This window comes from Bacteroides mediterraneensis, assembly GCF_900128455.1.
Classification (GTDB): Bacteria; Bacteroidota; Bacteroidia; order Bacteroidales; family Bacteroidaceae; genus Phocaeicola; species Phocaeicola mediterraneensis.
In genome coordinates this window covers 315,806-336,707 of record NZ_LT635783.1, presented here as the reverse complement: position 1 = coordinate 336,707, position 20,902 = coordinate 315,806, and the positions used below count along the sequence as shown (strand labels likewise).

Annotated in this window: 18 protein-coding genes and 1 riboswitch; of the genes, 4 read left to right on the top strand and 14 right to left on the bottom strand. The window is 47.6% G+C overall.

Features of this window, described 5'->3' with window-relative positions; genetic code table 11:
- Positions 1-203: 203 nt before the first annotated feature.
- From BQ7480_RS01375 to BQ7480_RS01355, 5 genes are all read right to left on the bottom strand, one after another.
- Positions 204-1,367: an IS4 family transposase gene (locus tag BQ7480_RS01375; protein WP_072541413.1), complete on the bottom strand. Its 1,164-nt coding sequence runs from the start codon at positions 1,365-1,367 to the stop codon at positions 204-206.
- A gap of 276 nt (positions 1,368-1,643) precedes the next feature.
- Positions 1,644-2,411: a hypothetical protein gene (locus BQ7480_RS01370; protein ID WP_072541412.1), complete on the bottom strand. Its 768-nt coding sequence runs from the start codon at positions 2,409-2,411 to the stop codon at positions 1,644-1,646.
- 49 nt (positions 2,412-2,460) lie between these two features.
- On the bottom strand, positions 2,461-3,390 hold the full coding sequence (locus BQ7480_RS01365; RefSeq protein ID WP_072541411.1) for a relaxase/mobilization nuclease domain-containing protein: 930 nt from the start codon (positions 3,388-3,390) through the stop codon (positions 2,461-2,463).
- Positions 3,387-3,761 carry a plasmid mobilization protein gene (locus tag BQ7480_RS01360; RefSeq protein WP_072543845.1) on the bottom strand — a complete coding sequence of 125 codons (375 nt, stop codon included), beginning with the start codon at positions 3,759-3,761 and terminating at the stop codon, positions 3,387-3,389. The genes BQ7480_RS01365 and BQ7480_RS01360 overlap by 4 nt, the downstream gene beginning before the upstream one ends.
- Positions 3,762-3,990: 229 nt before the next feature.
- Positions 3,991-4,455: a DUF3408 domain-containing protein gene (locus BQ7480_RS01355; RefSeq protein WP_072541410.1), complete on the bottom strand. Its 465-nt coding sequence runs from the start codon at positions 4,453-4,455 to the stop codon at positions 3,991-3,993.
- A 454-nt stretch (positions 4,456-4,909) separates the two neighbouring features.
- On the opposite strand from BQ7480_RS01355, the gene BQ7480_RS01350 reads away from it, so the two are divergent.
- From BQ7480_RS01350 to BQ7480_RS01340, 3 genes are all read left to right on the top strand, one after another.
- Complete coding sequence (locus BQ7480_RS01350) at positions 4,910-5,230, top strand: helix-turn-helix domain-containing protein (protein WP_083581730.1); 321 nt, start codon at positions 4,910-4,912, stop codon at positions 5,228-5,230.
- 41 nt (positions 5,231-5,271) lie between these two features.
- Positions 5,272-5,577 (top strand): helix-turn-helix domain-containing protein, encoded by a 306-nt coding sequence (locus tag BQ7480_RS01345; RefSeq protein WP_072541409.1) that lies wholly within the window; start codon positions 5,272-5,274, stop codon positions 5,575-5,577.
- A 161-nt stretch (positions 5,578-5,738) separates the two neighbouring features.
- Positions 5,739-6,761 carry a Fic family protein gene (locus BQ7480_RS01340; protein ID WP_072541408.1) on the top strand — a complete coding sequence of 341 codons (1,023 nt, stop codon included), beginning with the start codon at positions 5,739-5,741 and terminating at the stop codon, positions 6,759-6,761.
- An 859-nt stretch (positions 6,762-7,620) separates the two neighbouring features.
- Here the strand turns inward: BQ7480_RS01340 and BQ7480_RS01335 are convergent.
- The 8 genes from BQ7480_RS01335 to BQ7480_RS01300 form a co-directional block, all read right to left on the bottom strand.
- On the bottom strand, positions 7,621-8,901 hold the full coding sequence (locus tag BQ7480_RS01335) for a voltage-gated chloride channel family protein (RefSeq protein WP_072541407.1): 1,281 nt from the start codon (positions 8,899-8,901) through the stop codon (positions 7,621-7,623).
- A gap of 99 nt (positions 8,902-9,000) precedes the next feature.
- Positions 9,001-9,065: riboswitch (Fluoride riboswitch) on the bottom strand.
- 162 nt (positions 9,066-9,227) lie between these two features.
- Positions 9,228-11,456 (bottom strand): S9 family peptidase, encoded by a 2,229-nt coding sequence (locus tag BQ7480_RS01330; protein ID WP_072541406.1) that lies wholly within the window; start codon positions 11,454-11,456, stop codon positions 9,228-9,230.
- Positions 11,457-11,677: 221 nt separating this feature from the next.
- The gene (locus BQ7480_RS01325; RefSeq protein ID WP_072541405.1) at positions 11,678-12,694 is read right to left on the bottom strand and encodes a zinc-binding alcohol dehydrogenase family protein; all 1,017 of its coding nucleotides are present in this window, start codon (positions 12,692-12,694) and stop codon (positions 11,678-11,680) included.
- A gap of 31 nt (positions 12,695-12,725) precedes the next feature.
- Positions 12,726-13,976 carry an L-fucose:H+ symporter permease gene (fucP, locus tag BQ7480_RS01320; RefSeq protein ID WP_022353147.1) on the bottom strand — a complete coding sequence of 417 codons (1,251 nt, stop codon included), beginning with the start codon at positions 13,974-13,976 and terminating at the stop codon, positions 12,726-12,728.
- Positions 13,977-13,994: 18 nt separating this feature from the next.
- Positions 13,995-14,915: an amidohydrolase family protein gene (locus BQ7480_RS01315; protein ID WP_072541404.1), complete on the bottom strand. Its 921-nt coding sequence runs from the start codon at positions 14,913-14,915 to the stop codon at positions 13,995-13,997.
- Positions 14,916-14,929: 14 nt separating this feature from the next.
- Positions 14,930-15,862, bottom strand: a complete 933-nt coding sequence (locus tag BQ7480_RS01310) for an aldo/keto reductase (RefSeq protein WP_072541403.1) — start codon at positions 15,860-15,862, stop codon at positions 14,930-14,932.
- Positions 15,863-15,873: 11 nt separating this feature from the next.
- Positions 15,874-16,263, bottom strand: a complete 390-nt coding sequence (locus tag BQ7480_RS01305; RefSeq protein WP_072541402.1) for an L-rhamnose mutarotase — start codon at positions 16,261-16,263, stop codon at positions 15,874-15,876.
- 16 nt (positions 16,264-16,279) lie between these two features.
- Positions 16,280-17,923 carry an alpha-L-fucosidase gene (locus BQ7480_RS01300; RefSeq protein ID WP_072541401.1) on the bottom strand — a complete coding sequence of 548 codons (1,644 nt, stop codon included), beginning with the start codon at positions 17,921-17,923 and terminating at the stop codon, positions 16,280-16,282.
- 226 nt (positions 17,924-18,149) lie between these two features.
- Here BQ7480_RS01300 and BQ7480_RS01295 point away from each other — a divergent pair, with 226 nt between their 5' ends.
- Positions 18,150-19,004: an AraC family transcriptional regulator gene (locus BQ7480_RS01295; protein ID WP_072541400.1), complete on the top strand. Its 855-nt coding sequence runs from the start codon at positions 18,150-18,152 to the stop codon at positions 19,002-19,004.
- 21 nt (positions 19,005-19,025) lie between these two features.
- Here the strand turns inward: BQ7480_RS01295 and BQ7480_RS01290 are convergent, their stop codons facing one another.
- A complete protein-coding gene (locus BQ7480_RS01290) occupies positions 19,026-20,864 on the bottom strand; it encodes a glycoside hydrolase family 97 protein (RefSeq protein ID WP_235816615.1) in 1,839 nt (612 codons plus the stop codon).
- Between the last annotated feature and the right edge of the window lie 38 nt (positions 20,865-20,902).

The window sequence follows — 20,902 nt, the reverse complement described above, 5'->3', positions numbered from 1 at the left end:
AACGTGATAGTGTGCAAAATATTAAAATTTAACATTCTAAAAGAAAAGGCGTATCAAGCTTTGTATTGAGTAATGATACGCCTCTTTTAAAAGTCCTTTAAATCTACTCTTCAAAAAGCGAAAGTATATAAAATCTGATATATTTTTATCTGATTACGAATTTTGTATAGAAGATCACTACTGTCCACTAAAAATGGACAAGGTTAAAAATTAAATAAATTCGATTCACTTGAATCATATCGGTCTTTGACATTTTTGAAATTCGATTTGTCAAACAAGTCACTGAGATGTGTTTTGTCAGTTAGAGAAATTCCGAGAATTTGGAGAACTTCATAGATGCTGCGTTCTAATTTCATATCGTGTTGGACTATTGCTACTAGGCAGTAAGTGATTATCGCACAATAGATTTGTATGCGTACAGCGTTTTCCGATGTTCCCCAAAACTTCTTAATTCTGAGGTGTTGTTTTATCCATTTGAAGAACAGTTCAACACTCCATCTGTTTCGATAAAGCGATGATATTAACTCCGCAGATGCATTAAGATTATTCGTCAGAAAGATGTATCGTGTACCGTCTTCAGGATTCTCAACGATGAGTTTTCTAAGTTCTTCGGGGTAATCCTTAGAACTTTTATAAACCGTAAAGCAGCCGATTACATCCGAAACTACACCTTCCGGCAATCTTCGTTTCCAGGTTTTAGGCTTGATCCGTACATTTGTTTTGGCTCGTACAACGAAGAAAGCGCCTATACGATTTATTGTATTAAGGTTGCTGAAATCGTTATACCCTCGGTCGAATATGTAATGCGCTCCTGATTCGTATGGAATCTCAGACATAGCCTTTGAATCGTGAATATTGGCAGATGTAATATGCACAAATGCAGGTACTTCCGCTTCAATATCGTAGAGCGTATGCAACTTTATTCCGCCTTTATGTTTGCGAAATTTAGCCCACTCAAACACTGACAGGCACAGATCAATCGTTGTAGAGTCAAATGCATAAACATGACCGTCAAGTTCGAATATTTTATTGATTCTACGCTTGCGATCCTCGGCAATCATGAATGTTGCGTACTCTTCGAAGATGCGGTAGTTACGTTGCTCATTAGCCTTACTAAGATTGCTCCGAGTTACAGACTTCCCGATTCCTAGATGGTAAAGTTTTCCAGCATGAGCTTCCATAGCCACAATCAAATCTCTGAGACTCTCTCGATTAGATAGCTGACCGAACATCATCGTAAGTAGTTGATTCCAACAGGTATAGCTTTTGATATATTTATCGCCTTCATACTTTGTAACGATACGATTGAATTTACTTCGGTCAAGGAACTTAACTAATTGGGCAAAAATATATGGGTCTTTATGCATAACGGTCTGAAAATTACCACAAAAGTAAATTCAAATCCGTTCTCTCCAAAATCCCCTATAACAAATTGAATTTCAATAATTTCAAGGAACTTCTATGATTTTTTAGTGGACACTAATGATAGAAGATTGATTATACATATACACTCTTTATCTACGGCAGTATTATGGCTTTTTCATTTAAATATAAGTCCCATCTTTCAGGGAAGTTTTAGTATTAAATGAAAGAGCCATATGGCTGTATAAAGTCTAATTTTTATCTTAACACTGGCCATGGGCTTACTTTTTGGGTTCGTCCGTAATAGACTTGTCCTTGATGGACTTCGCCTTGCTGTCCAGTTCTCTCGCGGCCTGTTCTTTCAGCCGTGCCTGCTCGGTCAGGGTGGCCTGTTTCCGTACCGCTTCCTCGTAGGCTTCCACGTCCTCACGCATCTGTTCTATCCGTTCGTTATCCCGGTTCGGTCCAAAGAGGTTCTCAAGTTCCACAAGTTGCTCGGGGGTAGCCTCTCCTTTCATCTTGACATAACGGTACTTCAGATCATTATCGGCCTGCTCGTTATCTGTTCTTGCCGAAAAATAGAGCGCCACGGACAGGGCCACGATTGCCGCGAACATCACGGAAAAACTCCCAAGGATGTACGGGGATTCCAAGCTCAGGCTGAAATGATGGTTGATGTTGCTTGTCTTGACGGCATTCTTCCTGATTGTGTCATTGGTCTCACAAAACAGGTTTTCCACTTTCTCCTGGTTCTGCCGCTGTTCATTATGCATTTCCGACAAGACCTGTCCAAGTCTTTCCTGTGACGAGTTTTTCCTGTCCATGGAAACCATATCGTTCTTGATGGCGGCAAGGCCTTCGTATACGCGAGCCAACAATTTGCGAAATGTCTCATGACCTTTCCGGACTTCATTCAGCACGAACTCATCCTGTGTATTATTAACTGTCGGGCTGTTGCCTTCCGGCGAGGGGACGGACAACCCGTTGATTTTGTCCTCGATTCTTTCCAGGCATCCGAAGATGCTCTCGATACATTCTTCCATTTTCATATTCCTGCAATTTTAATGTTCATGAATAATTTGAATGGGAAAGGACGGACTACAATCCGAAACCTTTCCTTTTTTGTCTCTTTTTCCTGCGTCTGCGCAAGAGTTCTTCCTGAGATAACGGCTCTTCGGGAGCGGTGCCGCTTGTCGGGCTGAACAGTCCCGGTCCCGTACTTTCGAGAAGATGGCCTCCGTCCGGTATCCTTTGCTGCACCTTACGTTCGGATTTCTGTTGGGATTCCGAAGTCTTCCAGCCCAGCCGGGCATTCAGTCTGGCAAAGCTGAACTCCCGGCTGATTTGTGAAGCCTTGAAGGTCTGCCCGTCCTTGGTGAACCGGATTCCCTGTATGTCCTCCGGCCTTTTTATCTCCCTGGTACGCTTTACAAATTCCAACCTGATGCCCCGGCGAAGCAGGTAATCGTTGAACTCTTTCCATGTTTTGGAATGCTTCAAAGCCGCCTTGACGGCATTGAAGATTTCGTATTTCACACGTTCCGAAGCATGGAGTTTCTCCACGTTAGTCTTGCCCTTGTCCTCGGCATATGTCAGCCCGTACCTGTCCTTAAGCAGTTTCGTGGCGATTTCATTGCGTTTGTAATCGCTCTGGGAAGAGATTACCTTGCCGTCATACCCGATGCGGTTGTAGACCAGGTGGCAGTGCGGATTGTCTGTGTTATGGTGTCTAACCAGGATGAACTGGGTGTTCCTTATGCCCATCAGCTCCATGTATTCCCGGGCTATTTTAGCCATAAATTCATCCGTCAGCAATGCCTTGTCCTCCGGCTTGAAGCTTAATGCGATATGCCCGACAGGCTGTTTTATCTTCGGATTAAGCTCACACTGGTAGTTGAAACTGTCCGTTATTTCCCGGATATTTTCCAGCAGTACGCCGTCGGAGTCGATGATTTCCGCGCTGTCCTTGCCCATCACGTAACGGATACAGCCGCCGAAGGATTTCCCTTTCTTGATCTTGCCAATCATGACGGCCTCCTTTCTCCGTGCCTGTACCGGACAATAATCTCCTTGAGTTTCTGAAGGAGTTCTGTCACCGTCCTTTGGGTACGGTGGAATCCGGCCTGATGGGACAGCCGGGTCAGCTGGTTCAGGTTGTTCGCCATACCCGTAAGGCTGCGTATGAAGGCAGTCTCCTCGGCAGAGTGCCTGGTCGTTATCGTCGTCTCAAAGGCTGATACGCGAAGAAATTCCGCCAGCGTGAGGTTGGCCTGTCTGCTGCGTCGGCATAGCCGCTCGTAGTCTATCTTCGAGAATTTCACTGTAACGGCTTTGCTGAGTTTGCACACTCCGCTTACTCTGGGGCGTCCTCTCGGTCTGTTTTTCTTTCTGTCATTCATATTTTCTTCGTTTGATTTCTGATTATTCTTTTTCTCACAATCTGCGACCACCGGGAGCGGATTGCCTCCACTCTTCGGGAGTGGAGCGAGGTTTTTCGGGATGCCCGAAAGATAACCTCGCTAACTCCCAAAACTGAAGTTTTGTCCGTTACCCCCTCAGGTCGGCTACTGACTGTCTGAATACAGTAATGACTGGAGTCAGTAAGCAAGTCTGTCATTCCTGAAAATGTCACAGCTTTCGCCACTGCTCGAAGTCTTCCGAGTAGATTTCAAGATGCTGCCGGGCGATGTTTTCAAGCAGTCCGGAAACACTCATTTTACGTCCTCCCAACCTTCGGACAAACTCGTCCAGCCTGTCACGTACCTCGCCGCTAACAAACACAGGCTTGCGGTCTTCTATTCTCGGAACCTGAAGAAAGGCTTTCCGGTATTCGTCCAGAGAAAGTTTCCTCTGCCTACTGCTTATGCGACGTTGAGATACGGGAACGGCTTCCTCTCTTCCTGTTGGAGGTTGCTGGGGCTCGAATGGAACTTCTACTTGTTCTACTGACTTTGCCTGTTCTCTATTTCCGGTATCATTCAAGGATGATTCCAGGGCAGTTTCAATACTGCCATCTGACGGGAGAATGAATGACATGTCCGTACCCGTCATGGCCTCCCATTCTTCTTTGGTCAATTTCTTTTTTGTTACCATACATTTTTGATTTTAATCGGTTTACTCACTGGTCTCGGTGCGCACCTTGACTCGTTGTCGTGAGCAAAGGAAATGTGTATAGTGAACAGAATCAAGCAAATGGAGATACCGTGGCAATTATGTTACCCTATGCACAATACCGATTGGACGGTCGGTGCTGCCTGCCGTGATTTGCCGGAGTGATTCTTCCATACCGGATTGTTCAAGCGGATTCCGTTTATGAAGAAGGCTCATTGTATGTAGTTGATATGTAACATGATGTCATTCCGGGCAACGCATCGTCACCGGTCTGAAAATCCATTGCAGTGTGATTTCTACTGCTTTTATTTGCAGTGGGAACAGGATAAGACAGTCACATTTCCAGCCGAGAATAGGACAATGAGACATGATGGAATATCGGCTGTAAAAGACCTGTCCTTTTCCGGAATTTTGAATATATGTTTAACTGAAAATAATGAAGAAAATGGAAATCATCAGCTTTGAAAAGAGGACTTTCGAGGAGATTGCCGCCAAGCTGGATTACTTCGTGCAGCGGGTGGAAAGTCTGTGCAGTGAACACGGCGGGAAGGAAACAGGTGAATGGATGGACAACCATGAGGTCTGCCGCAGGTTGCGCATCAGTCCGAGAACCTTGCAGACCCTGAGGGATAACGGGACGCTTGCCTTTACCAAAATCGGGAACCGGACTTACTATCGTCCTGACGATGTGGAACGGGTAGTCGGCAACGTGGAGGACAAGCGCAAGGAAGCCCGTTGGAAAGGCAAGACCATTTGAACGAGTTTCAAGAATAATGTATAAACCAATATCAAACGCGTATGAGTAATGAAATCAGAGAAAAGGACCACGAGTGGGTAAAGACATTCCACTCGAATTTCGACAGGCTGCTGGCCCTGCTCGAAAAAGTGTTGGAGAAACGGCAACCGTCTGCCTATGGCGATGAACTGCTGACGGACAAGGAAGTGGCATATCTGCTGAAAGTAAGCCGAAGAACTCTGCAGGACTACCGCAACAACGGCATTCTGCCTTACACACAGGTAGGCGGCAAGATTCTCTACCGGGCTTCCGACATAGAAAAGACACTGATGAAAGGGTACAAGGAGGCGTACAGACTTAATGAATAAAATCGGTATCACTCTATTGGAATCTGTATCACCTGTCAAACAGATAGGTGATACAGATTCTATTTTTTATTACAAAAAGTAGGAAGAAAAGCAAATAAAGTGGGGAGAAAACAATGGAAAGTAGGGAGAAAAATATATATTTGTGAAAAATAGAAGATAATATGAAAACCGAACTTGAAAAATTGATTTCCCTTTATCGGGAATTGGAAATAGACAAGCAGATAGATTATGACAAGTTCTATTTATATTCACTCATTACTCATTCCACGGCCATCGAGGGATCGACTATAACTGAGCTTGAAAATCAAATCATGTTCGACCAGGGAATCAGCCTGAAAGGGAAAAGTATCACGGAGCAGAACATGAACCTTGATCTTAAAAACGCTTATGAGGCTGCTATAAAATTAGCTCATGCACATACTGATATCACTATTGATTTATTGAAAAGTCTCTCTGCTCTTGTCATGAAAAATACCGGACAGGAGTATAAGACTGCATTGGGGGATTTCTCATCTGCACAGGGAGACTTACGCCTGTTGAATGTTACGGCAGGAGTTGGAGGAAAATCGTATATGAATTACAGTAAAGTCCCGGTAAAACTCGCGGAATTTTGCAATTGGCTGAATCAAGAACGAAAAAATTATGCAAGCAAAAGTGTTGCACAATTATACGAGCTCAGTTTTGATACCCATTATCATTTGGTGACTATACATCCGTGGGCTGATGGTAACGGCAGAATGGCACGTCTTGTAATGAACATGCTTCAATTTGAGTTTGGATTGATTCCGACCAAAATCCTTAAGGATGATAAGGAGGAATACATCAAAGCATTGGTGGAAACCCGGGAAAATGAAGATTTAAGTATATTCCGGAATTTTATGACTGCCACTATGGAGAAGAATCTTACTCATGACATTGAAACTTATCGGAAATCCATTGAAGATATTCCGGAAAGTGGGGAGAAACTGACAGAAAGTAGGAAGAAAAAGGTGAAAAGTAGGGAGAAAATTATTGCTCTGCTATCTCAAGACAATTCACTAAGTGCAGCTGCCCTTGCCGAGCGGATAGGCATAACCCCTAAAGCTGTGGAAAAGCATATTGCCAAGATGAAGGCAGAAGGAATACTCAAGCGTATCGGACCGGATAAAGGCGGACACTGGCAGGTCGTAGAAAAAACGGATTGATTTTTCTGGTGGCACCACTTTGAAGAAAAGCAAAAGATAGTAAAATCCTGATTTCCAAGCGAAATCGGGATTTTTTGTTTTCCCCAGGCACGCAAAAAACGGCAAAATATTACCGTTCGAGGTGGAGCAAAAGGTGGAGATAAATCTTTTTCGGACAGAACAAAAAACCGGAGGCGGTCCGCACCCTTATCGGCACCATGCAGAAGCCCAATGACCAATGCCATGCCCTGGTCGGGGAAGACTACGCCCTGATTAACGTTTGCCGTTATGAAAGCTGCAAGCACTATCTTGCCGAGCTTATCCGACAGAAATAAAGACACACAGCTATCCGAAAGAGATTACCGACCTTTGCCTGATAAAGAAGAACCTGACCACACACACCGCCCGTCACTCATACACCACACCTGTCTGTTTGGCCAATGGGGTAAGTCACTCCAATATCAAGATGAAGAAGGATACTCGGCAGTTCCATTCTAAAAAATATGAATAATGTGAGAGAAGTACTTTCAAGCAGTCTTTCTTGTTAATAGCGCTCCATTCAAACCACTCAGAAATTACGTTGAATCATTCTACCATACGGATAATAAACCGCAAATTCTGCGGTTAAAGAACACGCATCAGACACCCATGTCCTCTCCGTCCATAGAAGTTAGTACAGACGGCAGCGGGAACAAGCGACTGATGGAAAAGTCAATCCGTTTTTTCTACAATCAGCCAGTGTCCGCCTTTATCCGGTCCCACACGCTTGAACGTTCCTTCAGCCTTCATCTTGGCGATATGCTTCTCCACGACTTTGGGAGTTATACCTATCTGCCCAAGGACAGCTACACTGAGTGTATTGTTCTTAGAATACGAGAACTTAGTCTATTGTAGTCCCCTTTTTTGACTTCCAGTAGGCTATATGCTTCGGACTTCCCACAATCTGCGCCGTATAGATTCCAGTGTGTCCTGAAAACAGATAGGATGCCACGCAGGCTATGCCCAAATAGATTCCCGCCTCCACACCAAAAAGCTCAATGCCCATGAAGGTACATGCGATAGGCGTATTCGTTGCTCCGGCAAATACAGCCACGAAACCGATACCAGCCATGAATGACAAAGGCAGCGGTATAACAGCAGACAAAGCACTTCCCAAGGTTGCTCCGACAAAGAAAAGAGGTGTAACTTCACCCCCTTTGAATCCGACACCGATGGTAAACGTGGTCAATATCAGCTTGAGCAGGAAATCATACCACATCTGGGTCTCAGAAAAGGAGTTTACAATCACCGGCACACCAAGTCCTATATATTTGGTAGTCCCCATAACCCATACGCATAAAGCGATACATATTCCTCCAAACAGCGGACGAAACGGTGCATAAGCCACATACTTCTTTGCCGTCCTGCTCCAAAACTCAATGGAACGCGAGAACAGTCTTGCCGTCAGTCCGAAAAAGACGCTGGCCAGCAAAACCCACAACAAGATATCCGCGCCCAGCTCCGGAACTTGGGTTATGTGGTATACTGTGTGTTTAATTCCCCATGCATGGCAGGCATAGTTCGCAAAAAATGAAGCCAAGAAGATGGGAAGTATGGCATCATATCTCATCCTGCCTACAATGATTACTTCCAAGGCAAATACAGCTCCGGCAAGTGGAGTCCCGAAAACAGAGGCAAATCCGGCACCAATACCTATTTGTATCATTATCTTTCGGTCGTATGGATGCATTCGGAAGACACGTGACATGAAGTCCGCAATGGCTCCTCCCATCTGTACACCTGTACCTTCACGACCGGCTGAGCCACCAAACAAATGGGTCAGCACAGTCCCTATATAGACAAGTGGAGCCATTTTGAACGGGATGATATTATGGGCACTGTGTATCTCTTCAATCAGAAAGTTATTCCCTCTCGCGGCTGTCCCGGCAAAATAATGATAAATCAAACCGATAACCAGTCCCGCCAGAGGCAAAAGACCTATTATCCACAAATGGCTCTCTCTGTAATCCGTAGCCCAATTCAGTGAAGACAGCAATAATGCCGAAGCAGAACCTATCAATGCCCCGGCCACCGCAGTAATCAGTATCCATTTAAGAATATACCCGAAAATAACCTGTTCGAACCTCACCCGGTAAATGTAGTTTTTAATTTTCTCTTTCATATATCTGTCAAACAATAAAACAAGTCTAATGAGTGGAACAGTGACAGATAATGACGGAAGAACACGCAATAATTCCTGCCAATTCTCGTCAAAGAACCAACTCACACAGGAACTATCAGCTTTTCAGCGGTTTATAACAGGGAAGTCCCATTCCCTTTCTCTAAGAGAGCGCAAAAGTAGTATTTTTCTATATGTCTTGCAAACATTGCCCCACCAAATCGCTACAATTGGTTCTTTACGGCAAAAAGTGACAGGCAATAAGCCACAAAACATGCGATTGACTATCCGCAAACATAAAAGGCCGGCACCAGCCAGCCTTTCCTTGCTTATTCCCCCCCTGCCGGAAGATTCTTCAGGAAATAATCCGTCATGGATTTCCGCAGGTGATACGTGGTACCTTCCCGCTCGTTGATGGCATGCGAGCGCATCGGATAGGACAGCTGATAGAACACCTTGCCGTGTTTCACCAGCTCGTTGACCAGCATCTCGCAGTTCTGATAATGCACGTTGTCATCGCCGGTGCCGTGAATGAGGAGCAGGTTTCCTTTCAAGCCTTCCACATACGAGATGGGCGAACCTTTGCGATAGCCTTCCGGATTGGCCTGCGGCGTGTTCATGTAGCGTTCCTGGTAAATGGTGTCGTACAACCGCTGGTCGGCTACGAACGCAATGGCAATCCCCGTGCGGAACACATCCGGATAGCGGAACATGCAGTTGAGGGTCTGGCTTCCTCCCCCGCTCCAGCCTGTGATGCCAATGCGGGAAGTATCGATGAACGGATACTGACGGGCCAAATCGAGGATTCCCTGTGCCTGATCCTGTGAGGCAAAGGTACCCACCTCTCCGTAGATGCATTTGCGCCATTCCCGTCCGCGAGGGACAGCCGCTCCCCGATTGTCGATGCTGATTACGATGTAACCCTGATTGGCCAGGAACTGGTGCCACATATCACCTCCTTGCCATACGTCCTGTACCGTGGAACTGGCCGGCTCCCCATAGACATCGATGATGACCGGATATTTCTTTGCCGGATTGAAATCTACCGGCTTGATCATGAAGGCATCCAGTACCAAATCACCGGAATGTGTCTTGACAAATTCCTTCGGACGCAGCTGCAGCTGCTGATATTGTGCCAATGCTTCCTTGTTCTCTTCAATAACCGACAAGGTCTTGTGCGACGGCAAGGCCACCATCTCTATCCGCGGAGGGGTGACGGCATTACTGAAAGTATGCACGGCGTACCTCCCGTCGGGAGAGATATTGTATCGGTGCTGGCCCTGTTCGTTCAGCGGGGAAAGGCGTTTCACTTCTCCCTTGCCAAACAGGTTGGCTGAATACAGATAACGCTGCGTGTAGTTGTCCGGCGAGGCGATAAAATACACCAGTCCTTTCTTCAGGTCCATGCCCGCCTGCTCAATCAGGTCGAAATTGCCTTTTGTGATGGGCTGGATATCTTTTCCGTCACGGCTCACCCGATAAAGATGCCGCCATCCGTCCCGTTCGCTCTGCCAGGTAAAATACGTATTGTGCTTCAACCAGGTTACCTGGTCGTTGGTTTCCACCCAGGCTGCATCCGTCTCGGTCAAGATATTTTTCGGTGTACCGCCTCCGATGGTCGCAATCCATACCTTATTTGTATTCTGCGGACGGTTCATCTGCTGGATAAACAAGTCGTTGCTTTCCGGAATGAAATCCATCCGCATGATGTAATTCTGACGAGGGTCACCGGGCAAATCAATCCAAGTGGTCTCGCCTCCGGCAGCTGCCACATAGCCCACCTTTACGGCTGAATTAGTGGTTCCAGCCTTCGGATAAGGGAAGCGGATGATTTTCGGGTACAGAGAATCGACATTGTTGATGATATCAAACCAGCCGGTACCTTCCGTATCACTTTGCCAATAAGCAATGTATTTACCGTCGGGACTCCAGCGGAAACCATCCCGGCAGAAGAATTCCTCCTCATACACCCAGTCGAAAGTTCCGTTCACAATCGTACTGCTTCCATCGTGTGTCAGTTGGGTGATTTTCCCGTCGGCCACATTCTCCACATAAATATTGTTCCCGCTCACGTAGGCCACCCGCGTCCCGTCGGGCGAAAACTTGGCAAACATCAGGCTGCTCTCCGGAAAATCTTTTCCCAGCTGACGCAACCGGCCCGTTTCCCGGTCAAGCACCCAGTAATCGCCGCGTGTATCGTAGCGCCATACCCGCTTCGTATTCGTATAGACCAGCACCTGCTTGCGCGAAGCGTCAAAGCTGAAACTCCTGACCGACAAGGTATCGGAAGTACCCGGTTTGACAAACAGGGCAGCTGGTATCAGTACTTCCCGTTTGCCCTTTCCGGAGGCATCGTACGACACGATGTCGTATCCGCCTGCGGGATTCTTTTCTTTCTTCGAATACTTGCCTCCGTCAGAAAGCCAGTTTACCTGACTTCCTCCCTTCGTGACCACCAATCCTCCGTTCACCACCTCTTCCAGCGTGGGAATATGCTGTGCATATACCGAAATGGAAGAAAGGCAGCAAGCTATCAAAATCATCTTTCTGATATTCATTTGCATACTAATTTTAGTGTTTTCAATAAATAATGTCTATTTTCCCGATAAAAGTACAACATTTCTAACACAAATAGGCAAAATTCGGGCATAAAAAAACGCACTTGCGTTTTCCTTCAAACACAAGTACGTTTTCCCTAAAACGCCCTTACGTTTCACACCAAACCCAAGGACGTTTGAAAACAAACGCAAGGGCGTTTTTTCAATACCCGTTTTCCACCTCAAAATTTTACCAGAATACGGAACACTTTTCCCGGATGAGCAGCCCATTCAGCCATGGCTTCCGCGGCCCCTTCGGGAGCTACGATACGGGAGATAAGTTCTTCCGTCGGGCAGTGGCCAGCCTTCATATAGTGAATCACGGCACGGAAATCGGCCGGTAATGCATTACGTGAGCCCCGGATGTCCAGCTCTTTCTGTACGAAATATTTTGTCTGGAACTCTACCCCGCTCTTGGCATAACCAATGCATACCACACGGCCGGTAAAACCCACTTCATCGACAGCCATCACATAAGTGGCCGGACTGCCCACGGCTTCTATCACCACATCGGCACCCATGCCGCCGGAATACTCCTGCACCCGTTCGTGCACATTCTCTGTCTGTGAGTTGATGACATACGTAGCACCCATTCTGCGAGCCAAAGCCAGTTTCTCGTCATCTAAATCGACGGCAATCACCGTAGCGCCACGCAAGGCCGCACGTACGATGGCTCCCATACCGACCATTCCGCAACCGATGACCATTACCAGTTCATTGTCGACCACCTGTCCGCGTGACACTGCGTGGAAGCCCACGCTCATCGGCTCAATCAGGGCACAGTCACGGGCAGAAATACCCTCTGCCGGAATCACCTTGTTCCAGGGCAGTACAGCATATTCGCACATCACCCCTTTGCGCTGCACGCCGAGAGTCTCGTTGTGCTCGCAAGCATTTACCCGTCCGTTCCGGCACGAAGCACACTTGCCGCAATTCGTATAAGGATTCAGCGTCACACTCATGCCCTTCTTGAAACTGTCGGGTACTCCCGCCCCTACAGCTTCTATCACGGCACCGACTTCATGTCCCGGAATGACCGGCATCTTCACCATCGGGTTCCGCCCGAGATACGTATTCAAATCAGAGCCACAAAAACCTACATACTCAATCTTTACCAATATCTCCCCTTCGTGCAGTTCGGGTTTTTCAATCTCCACAACCGCCATTTGCTGGGGAGCTGCAATTTGAACAGCTTTCATTTTTTCTTATTTTTAATTCTACATTTCTATTTTAATCCAACACCTTGTATCCCTTCCAGCCATAATAGGCACAGAACAGGAAACAAACCATCGGAACAAGATAAGCCACATGATACATCTGCGCATTGACATGCATCAGATAGGCCGTGAACTGAGGCAGACAGGCATTTCCCACAATGGCCATCACCAGGAAAGCGGCCCCGCTCTTGGTTTGGTCGCCCAACCCTTTCAATGCCAGCGAGAACTGGGTGGGATACATGATGGACATAAAGAAGGAGATGCCCAGCATGGCATACAGCCCGGTCCTCCCACCACACACGGCCACTACCAGACACAGCACAACGTTCACCAGTGCATACACCAGCAACATGTCCTGCGGGCGGAAACGAATCATCAGCCCGGTACCAATCCATCGTCCGAGCAGGAAGGCCAGCATATACAATCCGAAATACGTGGTAGCCACGGTTTCCGAAATGCCTGCATACGTACAGCAATACACCAGGAACAGGCTGTTGATGGCTGTCTGCCCGCCGTTATAGAAGAATTGGGCAATTACTCCCCAGCGCAGATGCGACCGCTTCCATACCCCGAAGTCAATCAGTTTCTCCCTGGTGGCCTCCCGGTGTCCTTCATCACCAATCTTCGGCAGTTTGGCGAAAAGGAAGACCACGGCAATGAGCAGCAACAATACGGCCAGTGCCAGATAAGGAGATTTCATGGCATCCGTTTCCAACTGGATATAGGCATCCCATCCGCCCGGATAATCCGCAGGCAACGTTTCACGCGTATAATGAGTACCGCTCAACACCAGTTTGCTCAAGAACATGGCCGAGATGAAGGCACCCAGCCCGTTGAACGACTGCGCCAGGTTCAAGCGCCGGGGAGCAGTGGCTGCCTCACCCAAAGCCGTGACATACGGATTGGCCGCCGTCTCCAGGAAACACATTCCGGTGGCAATAATGAAGAAGATGCACAGATACGCCCAATATTCTTTCAAGATGGCTGCCGGAAAGAACAACAGTCCTCCCACCGCCGCCAGAAACAGCCCGAACACAATACCGGCCTTGTAGCTGTAACGCTTCATGAACATGGCAATCGGTATCGGGAAAATAAAATAAGCCAGCCAATAAGCCGTTTCCGTAAAAGAGGCTTCAAAGGTATTCAGCTCACAGGTCTTCATCAGCTGCCGGATCATGGTAGGCAACAGGTTGCTGCTGATGGCCCACAAAAAGAACAGACTGAACACCAGTGCCAGCGGAAGTGTATAACTCTTGTTTTTCATCGTATCCTGCTTTTTCGCTTATTCCGACATATTCTTGATATAAGGAAGTTCCGGCAACTCATGAAAGCCATAAAAACGACGGGCGTTTTCTCCAAGGAACAAGGATTTTTCCTCGTCTGAGAGCTCCTGCGACTTGCTCACGAAATCGTATGACATCCGATACGTGATGGCCGTAATCGTACGCGGATAGTCCGAGCCCCACATCAGTTTTTCGAAGCCGACCAGATCGGCTGCCTGCCGAATGGCCCTTATAGCCCCCTTGAACGGGTAAAACTCATCGTTGAACAGCCAGGTAATGCCGCCCGATTCAATACGCACATTCGGATGGCGCGCCAGCTTGATTTGCTCTGTCCAACCGGGAGTGGTCACCATCCCGAAATGGCCGATGGCCACTTTCAGGTCAGGACATTCCTGAATCACCTCTTCCAACTCACCCACCTGCGTAGCCCCGTCGGCCATATCAATGGACAGCAAGACGCCGTGTTGTTCCATCAGATGGAACATTTGCATCATTTCCTCACAGTTCAGCCACACACGGCCTTCTTTGAGCAACAGGCGCTGGGCCGGTATCTTGATGCCCCGGAACCCGCGAGCAATGAGCTGACGTGCCTGCTCCAAATACCCCGGCTTGCGAAACTCGCACATGCCGCACACAAAGAAACGGTCGGGATAACGGGCAGCCACCTCCGCCAGATAATCATTCTGAAAACCGTCGATAAACTCCTGTGTCACCACTGCCGCAGCCACCTGCGCATAATTCATGTTCGACAGAAATACCTCGGCACTGTTCACTCCGTCGGTCATAAACGGGGGAAGCATCTGACGCACTTCCCCCATAAACAATGACCGCCCATTCTCCAGGGTACGGACAGGCAGTCCATCGACCACCGTATCCTGCCTCAACCACAAGTGAGAATGTGCATCTATAATCAACCCCATATACAACTCCTCCTTTATGAATTAGCCCAGCTCACGCGGAACTGGTCGCCGATGATTTCCCGCACTTCACGTACCAGTTCCTCATCCATCGGCTCCTCGACATACGCTACATTCTTCTTCACATTCTGCGGATTAGCCGTACTGAACAATGTCGTGGTAATCCGCGGATTGCTGACCGCATACTGCATGGCCAGCTTCTCAATGGGATAATGCTTGGCCTTGCAATGCTCCATCGCTTTCCGGCAAGCTTCGACCAGCGGCTGAGGTGCCGGATGCCAGGCCGGAACACCTCTCTCTGTCAGCAGTCCCATAGACAACGGAGAAGCATTGATGACACCGATACCTTTCGATTCAAAATAATCCAGGAAATCCAACAGCTTGTCGTCGCACAGGCAGTGATGACAGAAATTCAGCACCGATTCCACCGTACCGTCCGGGGCATGGTCAATCACCCATTTCAGGTTCTCCAGCTGAAGGTCGGTAATGCCCACATGACCTACCACCCCTTTTTCTCTCAATTCCACCAAGGCTGGCAGAGTTTCATTCACCACCTGGTTCAAATCGGCGAACTCGATATCATGCACGTTAATCAAATCGATGTAATCAATGTGGAGGCGTTCCATACTTTCGTACACACTCTCCGTGGCCCGTTTGCCGGAATAATCCCACGTGTTCACCCCATCTTTTCCGTAACGTCCTACCTTCGTGGAAAGGTAATACTTGTCGCGAGGAATATCCTTCAACGCCTTTCCCAACACGGTCTCCGCCTTGTAATGTCCGTAATAAGGGGATACGTCAATAAAATTCATCCCCAAATCGATAGCTGTAAACACGGCCTCCAAGGCTTCTTTTTCCTTAATGTCATGGAACACTCCTCCCAATGAAGAAGCTCCAAAACTCAGGGCTGAAACTTTCATCCCCGTTTTTCCAATTTCATGGTATTGCATAGTTATTTTATTTAAGATTCATACAAATAAAACATTCGTTCCATCAACCGCCATTTTTCGGCCGAGCTGCTGCCCGGCACACATTCCTGAAAACGGGCCACGTGGTCTTCCCATTCAGCCTGACGGGGCAACTGGGCCAGACGTTTCATCGCGGTATCCCAGTCAAAATCCAGCGGAGTTTCCACAATCATGAACAGGCGGCTGCCGATGATGTAAATCTCCATCTCCAGAATCCCAACCGACTGGATACCTTCCCGAATCTCCGGCCAGGCCTCTCCACGACTATGTATTTTCCGGTATTCCGCTATCAGTTCAGGATTATTCTTCAAATCCAGTGTCTGGCAGTAACGTTTGACAGGCATTCCATATTCTTTTACTCGATATCCTTCTACTTTCCCCATTTCATTTTTACATTAATCATTTGATAATCTTCAGTACGGGGGCAATCTGGTTCAACGGCTGAGCCGGAAGCACCACCTGCAAACCCTCGGCCGTACGCACAAAATCTACTTTTCCGTATCCCAATAACTCTACTCGCTGAATACTTCCTTCATAAAGTTTGCTGCCAGCTGCCAGCGACTTGACGGTCACTTTGCCATCTTCCGGCCAGGCCAGTACGGTGGCGTACAAAGCTTTCGGGGTTTGGGTAAACCGGATTTCCTTGGCTCCCGCCTGACTATAGGAACCTTCATTGAAGCCTTGCGCATTCAAGGGAATATCTTCTTCCGCAATCGGGCCTTCGCCAAATACCTTCCACGGACGCGTATCGTAAATGGCTTCCTTGTTGATGTTCATCCATTCACCAAACTCCTTCAAGATTTTCTCTTCCTTCTCATCGAAAGTGCCATCGGCCCGCAACGGCACGCTCAACAACAGATTGCCGTTCTTGCTCACGATGTCAATCAACAGTTTGGCCACATAGGCAGCCGACTTGTATTCATTCTTCTCATAGATAGACGTATTGTAATGCCACCCGCCGATACAGGAGCATGACTGCCAAGGCTGATCGATAATCTGATTGGGTGCCCCGCGTTCCACATCCCATACCAATGCCTTCCGCTGGTTCTCATCCAGAATCTTCCCGAACATCACCGCTTCCAGTTTTCCCTGATGTGTAGCCATGTTGTGGTTATAGAAATGTGCTGCAATCTTCAGTCCCGCATCACTGATGGGATAGAAAGGAGCAACCGTCACATCAAAATAAATCAAATCCGGATTGTAACGGTTGATGGCGTCTACCGTACGGTTATAGAAGTTTGTGCAATATTCCGGGGTAGGAATGCACACTCCGTTTCCCCACGCCCACTGTCGGTGAATCATTCCATTATCCCAACTGTTTTCACTCAACGGATGGTTCTGTGCATACAAATCCTGCGGGTCGTATCCTTCCCACCACTTACCTTTTCCGTCGGCCTTGGTCAGCTTTCCATCGTAAGGAATACCTTTTTTCGGGCCAATCGTATCATGACGCTGTGAGGGTTCATACCAGCTCCACGCATGGTCGGCATGGAAACTGATGCCGAAATACAACCCGTATTTCCGGGCAGCTTTCTCCCATCCGGCCAGAATGTCTTTTTTCGGTCCCATGTTTACCGAGTTCCAAGGCTGGTACTTGCTGTCCCACAAGTCCATGTTGTCGTGGTGATTGCCCAAAGCAAAGAAATACTGGGCACCGATTTCCTTATAAAAGGCCACCAGCTTGTCGGGGTCCCATTTCTCGGCCTTCCACAACGGAATGATGTCCTTGAAACCCACCTCCGACGGATGGCCATAGTGTTCCACATGGAACTTATATTCATTCGAGCCTTCAATATACATGGAACGGGCTATCCAGTCGCCGGAACCTTCCACACATTGGGGCCCCCAATGCGCCCAAATGCCAAACTTCACGTTCCGGAACCATTCCGGCACCTGATAGTTGCTTTCAAGCGAAGCCCAGGTAGGTTCGAACTTGCCTTTCATCATCGGTTCGTCTTTCTCCGAAACCGGCACCTGATAGGTTTGAGCAGCCAGTCCGCTGACAGATAAAAATAAAGAAGCTAGTATGAGTTTTGTTTTCATAAGTACGATTGAAGTTTATGTTTTAATAATGACAAATGTACGGAGAAGTTCGGGAGAGAAATAGGATTAAACTGTGTGTTTATAGGCCAATATCGATATCCTATACAAATATCTCACAATCTGAATATCACTGCGTCGATTTTCACCGACTAATATCGATTATTGAAGAAAGCATGCGGAAAAGAAAAAAGAATCCTGTAATTTTATCGCGAAAAAACCTTTGCTTATGAATCTTCAAGTAGAACAAATGCATCCGCTCGTTTTAAATATAGGGTTGGCCATTCATGACGCCGACTGGAACTGGAAAAATGTAAACAGCCCGTTTACACGCTTGTACTATGTCACCGAAGGAACAGCTCAAATAGAACTTCCCGACGGAATACACACCCTATCCCCCAACCACATGTATTTTATACCGGCCTTTACGGTACACACCAATATCTGCGACTCATCTTTCACACACTACTACCTGCATATTTACGAAGATCACTATTCGGAAGACGACTGGCTGGAACACTGGACATTCCCTGTAGAAATAGAAGCGGGACCACTTGATCTGTCACTTTTTCAGCGCCTGTGTGAAATCAACCCACACATGATGCTCCCGAAGTCCGACCCTACTACTTATGACAATAATCCGACACTCATGCGCAACCTGCTCCGGAACCGACAAAGAGCGTTTTACGACAAAGTGGAATCGAGGGGAATCGTGCTGCAACTGTTGTCACACTTTCTGAAACATGCCCAGCCCAAAACCGAAATGAAAGACAACCGGATTGTCAAAACCGTACGTTACATCCACAAGCATATCACCGAAACGATTGAACTGGAGAAGCTTGCCGAAATTGCCTGTCTGTCCAAGGACCACTTTATCCGACTCTTTAAAAAAGGAATGGGAACCACTCCTCTGCAATACATCAACCAAAAGAAAATAGAAAAAGCGCAGCTGCTCCTGATAACAGAAGAACTGGCAGTCAAAGAAATTGCCTTCCGACTGGCCTTTGAGGATTATTCTTATTTCAACCGCCTGTTCAAAAAAATAACCGGCGTGACTCCTCAAGAATACCGCCGGCTATACTGAAAACCTATACTTTTACACTATTTATTGAGGTTCTACCTCCACTTTCATCACAAACCCGCCTCGTGGGAGACAGTCCACTTGCACATTCTTTTCCGTACCCGAAAGGTTGCGGACAGCAAACTGATTGCTCTCCCGGCCATCGGCATACAAGGTGATTCCTTTGATCGTTTCGGGAATGAAACTTAAATCTACCGCAAGCGGCATGGATTCGTTGGTTCCGTTCAGTCCACCAACATACCAGCAATTGCCGTTCTTCCGGGCCATGACCACATGGTGAGAAGGATAGCCGTCAAGCAATTTCGTGTCTTCCCAGACAGTGGGCAGAGAAGAAATGAACGAACGTACCTCAGCCGGTTGGGCATGATATCCTTCCGGACGGTCGGCCAGATGTTGAAGAGCCGACTCAAAGACCACCAGCAAGGCCAGTTCATGCCCGTTGGAAGTGATATGCGGATGCTGCGAATCGGTAAAGGTGCAGGGGGTATAGTCCATCGGTCCCACCACGTTCCGGGTAAAAGGCAGCGTACAGTTGTGCCAAGCCGCACTATCTGTCAGCACTTCCTTGTTGTTATACCATTCAGCTCCATACACGCCTTCCACCGACATCATGTGAGGATATGTACGTTGCCAGCCACGGGGAATGGTAGCCCCGTGAAAGTTGACCATCAAATGATACTTTGCCGCATCTTCCAGAATATCCATAAAATAATTCATCACGGAAGTGCTGTCCGGATGGAAAAAGTCGACTTTTATTCCTTTCACCCCCACCGATTCCAGCCAGGCGAATTCCTTCTGACGTGTTTCCGGCTTGTTCAACCGATACAAAGGACCGTACAGACACCAGGCAGTGGAAGAATTATACCACAACAAAGGGGAAACGTGTTTCTCTTTCGCATAACGCAAGGCATCGTCCACATTGCCTCCGTTTGCCATTCCATCCCATTCCGCATCAATCAGAACGTATGGGAGATGAAAATCAGCTGCAAAATCAATGTATTTCTTCACAATCTGGTAGTCATTCGAGCCATGGTTGTAAGCCCAGTAAATCCAGGAAACGACTCCCGGTTTAATCCAAGACACATCCGTCAGGCGGCAAGGCTCACTGACATCCGTAATCAAAGTGGATTCCACCACATCGGCCAAGGAACCGATGATGGCCACACGCCAGGGAGAACACCATTTGCCGGAAACTTTTGCCGGTTGGGCCATTTCTACCTGATAAGCAGACTCGCCGGAAACGTTGTTCAGCCAGGAGCCACAGTTGCCTCTCCCGATATTAGCCTCCGAAACCAGTGTAAAAACGGCATCCGAGACCTCAAACAAAGCTGGAAATCCCCATTGGTTCTTGGAATAGTCGGCCACACGACCTTTACTCTTCAAATAGAAATCTTCATACGCCTGACTCAGCTTCTGGGTCCAGCGGGTAATGCCGTCCTGAAACTGGAAAGTGGTCTTTTCTCCGGCAATACCTATTTCTTCTTTCAATTCAGGAAGTACATAGCGAAAGGCAATGCCATCGTTGTACACCCGAAACTCCAGGTCAAGGCACACATCCCGGTCATTCTTGAAATGAAACACCTGCTGGTTCCCCTGATTCGTACAATGGCGGCGCTTGCCTGTCACCATCGTGTAATCTTCTTCCACCGGAACTACAGGAGAAGAATCCACATACACACAATCGGTGTCCGCCTGCAAGAACTGAAGCCCCACATTATTTATATCTACCACCGGAACAGCTTCATTTCCTTTTTTATAAGACACCTTGAATCCCTTCGCAGAAGGAACACCACTTACCACAATCTTTCCGTTGGGCGAACGCAATACATCGCTTGCCTTTCCAGATACCCCGATTAAAAACATGCATATCAAACACACGCATGCTTTCCATTGATTAGACT

Bases quoted from the DNA above. Each gene is read 5' to 3' on its own strand.
- BQ7480_RS01310 (WP_072541403.1), bottom strand. From the start codon at position 15,862: ATGCAATACCATGAAATTGGAAAAACGGGGATGAAAGTTTCAGCCCTG.
- BQ7480_RS01315 (WP_072541404.1), bottom strand. From the start codon at position 14,915: ATGGGGTTGATTATAGATGCACATTCTCACTTGTGGTTGAGGCAGGAT.
- BQ7480_RS01325 (WP_072541405.1), bottom strand. From the start codon at position 12,694: ATGAAAGCTGTTCAAATTGCAGCTCCCCAGCAAATGGCGGTTGTGGAG.
- BQ7480_RS01330 (WP_072541406.1), bottom strand. From the start codon at position 11,456: ATGAATATCAGAAAGATGATTTTGATAGCTTGCTGCCTTTCTTCCATT.
- BQ7480_RS01375 (WP_072541413.1), bottom strand. From the start codon at position 1,367: ATGCATAAAGACCCATATATTTTTGCCCAATTAGTTAAGTTCCTTGAC.
- BQ7480_RS01345 (WP_072541409.1), top strand. From the start codon at position 5,272: ATGAGTAATGAAATCAGAGAAAAGGACCACGAGTGGGTAAAGACATTC.
- BQ7480_RS01305 (WP_072541402.1), bottom strand. From the start codon at position 16,263: ATGGGGAAAGTAGAAGGATATCGAGTAAAAGAATATGGAATGCCTGTC.
- BQ7480_RS01290 (WP_235816615.1), bottom strand. From the start codon at position 20,864: ATGTTTTTAATCGGGGTATCTGGAAAGGCAAGCGATGTATTGCGTTCG.
- BQ7480_RS01370 (WP_072541412.1), bottom strand. From the start codon at position 2,411: ATGAAAATGGAAGAATGTATCGAGAGCATCTTCGGATGCCTGGAAAGA.
- BQ7480_RS01365 (WP_072541411.1), bottom strand. From the start codon at position 3,390: ATGATTGGCAAGATCAAGAAAGGGAAATCCTTCGGCGGCTGTATCCGT.
- BQ7480_RS01335 (WP_072541407.1), bottom strand. From the start codon at position 8,901: ATGAAAGAGAAAATTAAAAACTACATTTACCGGGTGAGGTTCGAACAG.
- BQ7480_RS01340 (WP_072541408.1), top strand. From the start codon at position 5,739: ATGAAAACCGAACTTGAAAAATTGATTTCCCTTTATCGGGAATTGGAA.
- BQ7480_RS01350 (WP_083581730.1), top strand. From the start codon at position 4,910: ATGAAGAAAATGGAAATCATCAGCTTTGAAAAGAGGACTTTCGAGGAG.
- BQ7480_RS01360 (WP_072543845.1), bottom strand. From the start codon at position 3,761: ATGAATGACAGAAAGAAAAACAGACCGAGAGGACGCCCCAGAGTAAGC.
- BQ7480_RS01295 (WP_072541400.1), top strand. From the start codon at position 18,150: ATGAATCTTCAAGTAGAACAAATGCATCCGCTCGTTTTAAATATAGGG.
- BQ7480_RS01355 (WP_072541410.1), bottom strand. From the start codon at position 4,455: ATGGTAACAAAAAAGAAATTGACCAAAGAAGAATGGGAGGCCATGACG.
- BQ7480_RS01300 (WP_072541401.1), bottom strand. From the start codon at position 17,923: ATGAAAACAAAACTCATACTAGCTTCTTTATTTTTATCTGTCAGCGGA.
- fucP (WP_022353147.1), bottom strand. From the start codon at position 13,976: ATGAAAAACAAGAGTTATACACTTCCGCTGGCACTGGTGTTCAGTCTG.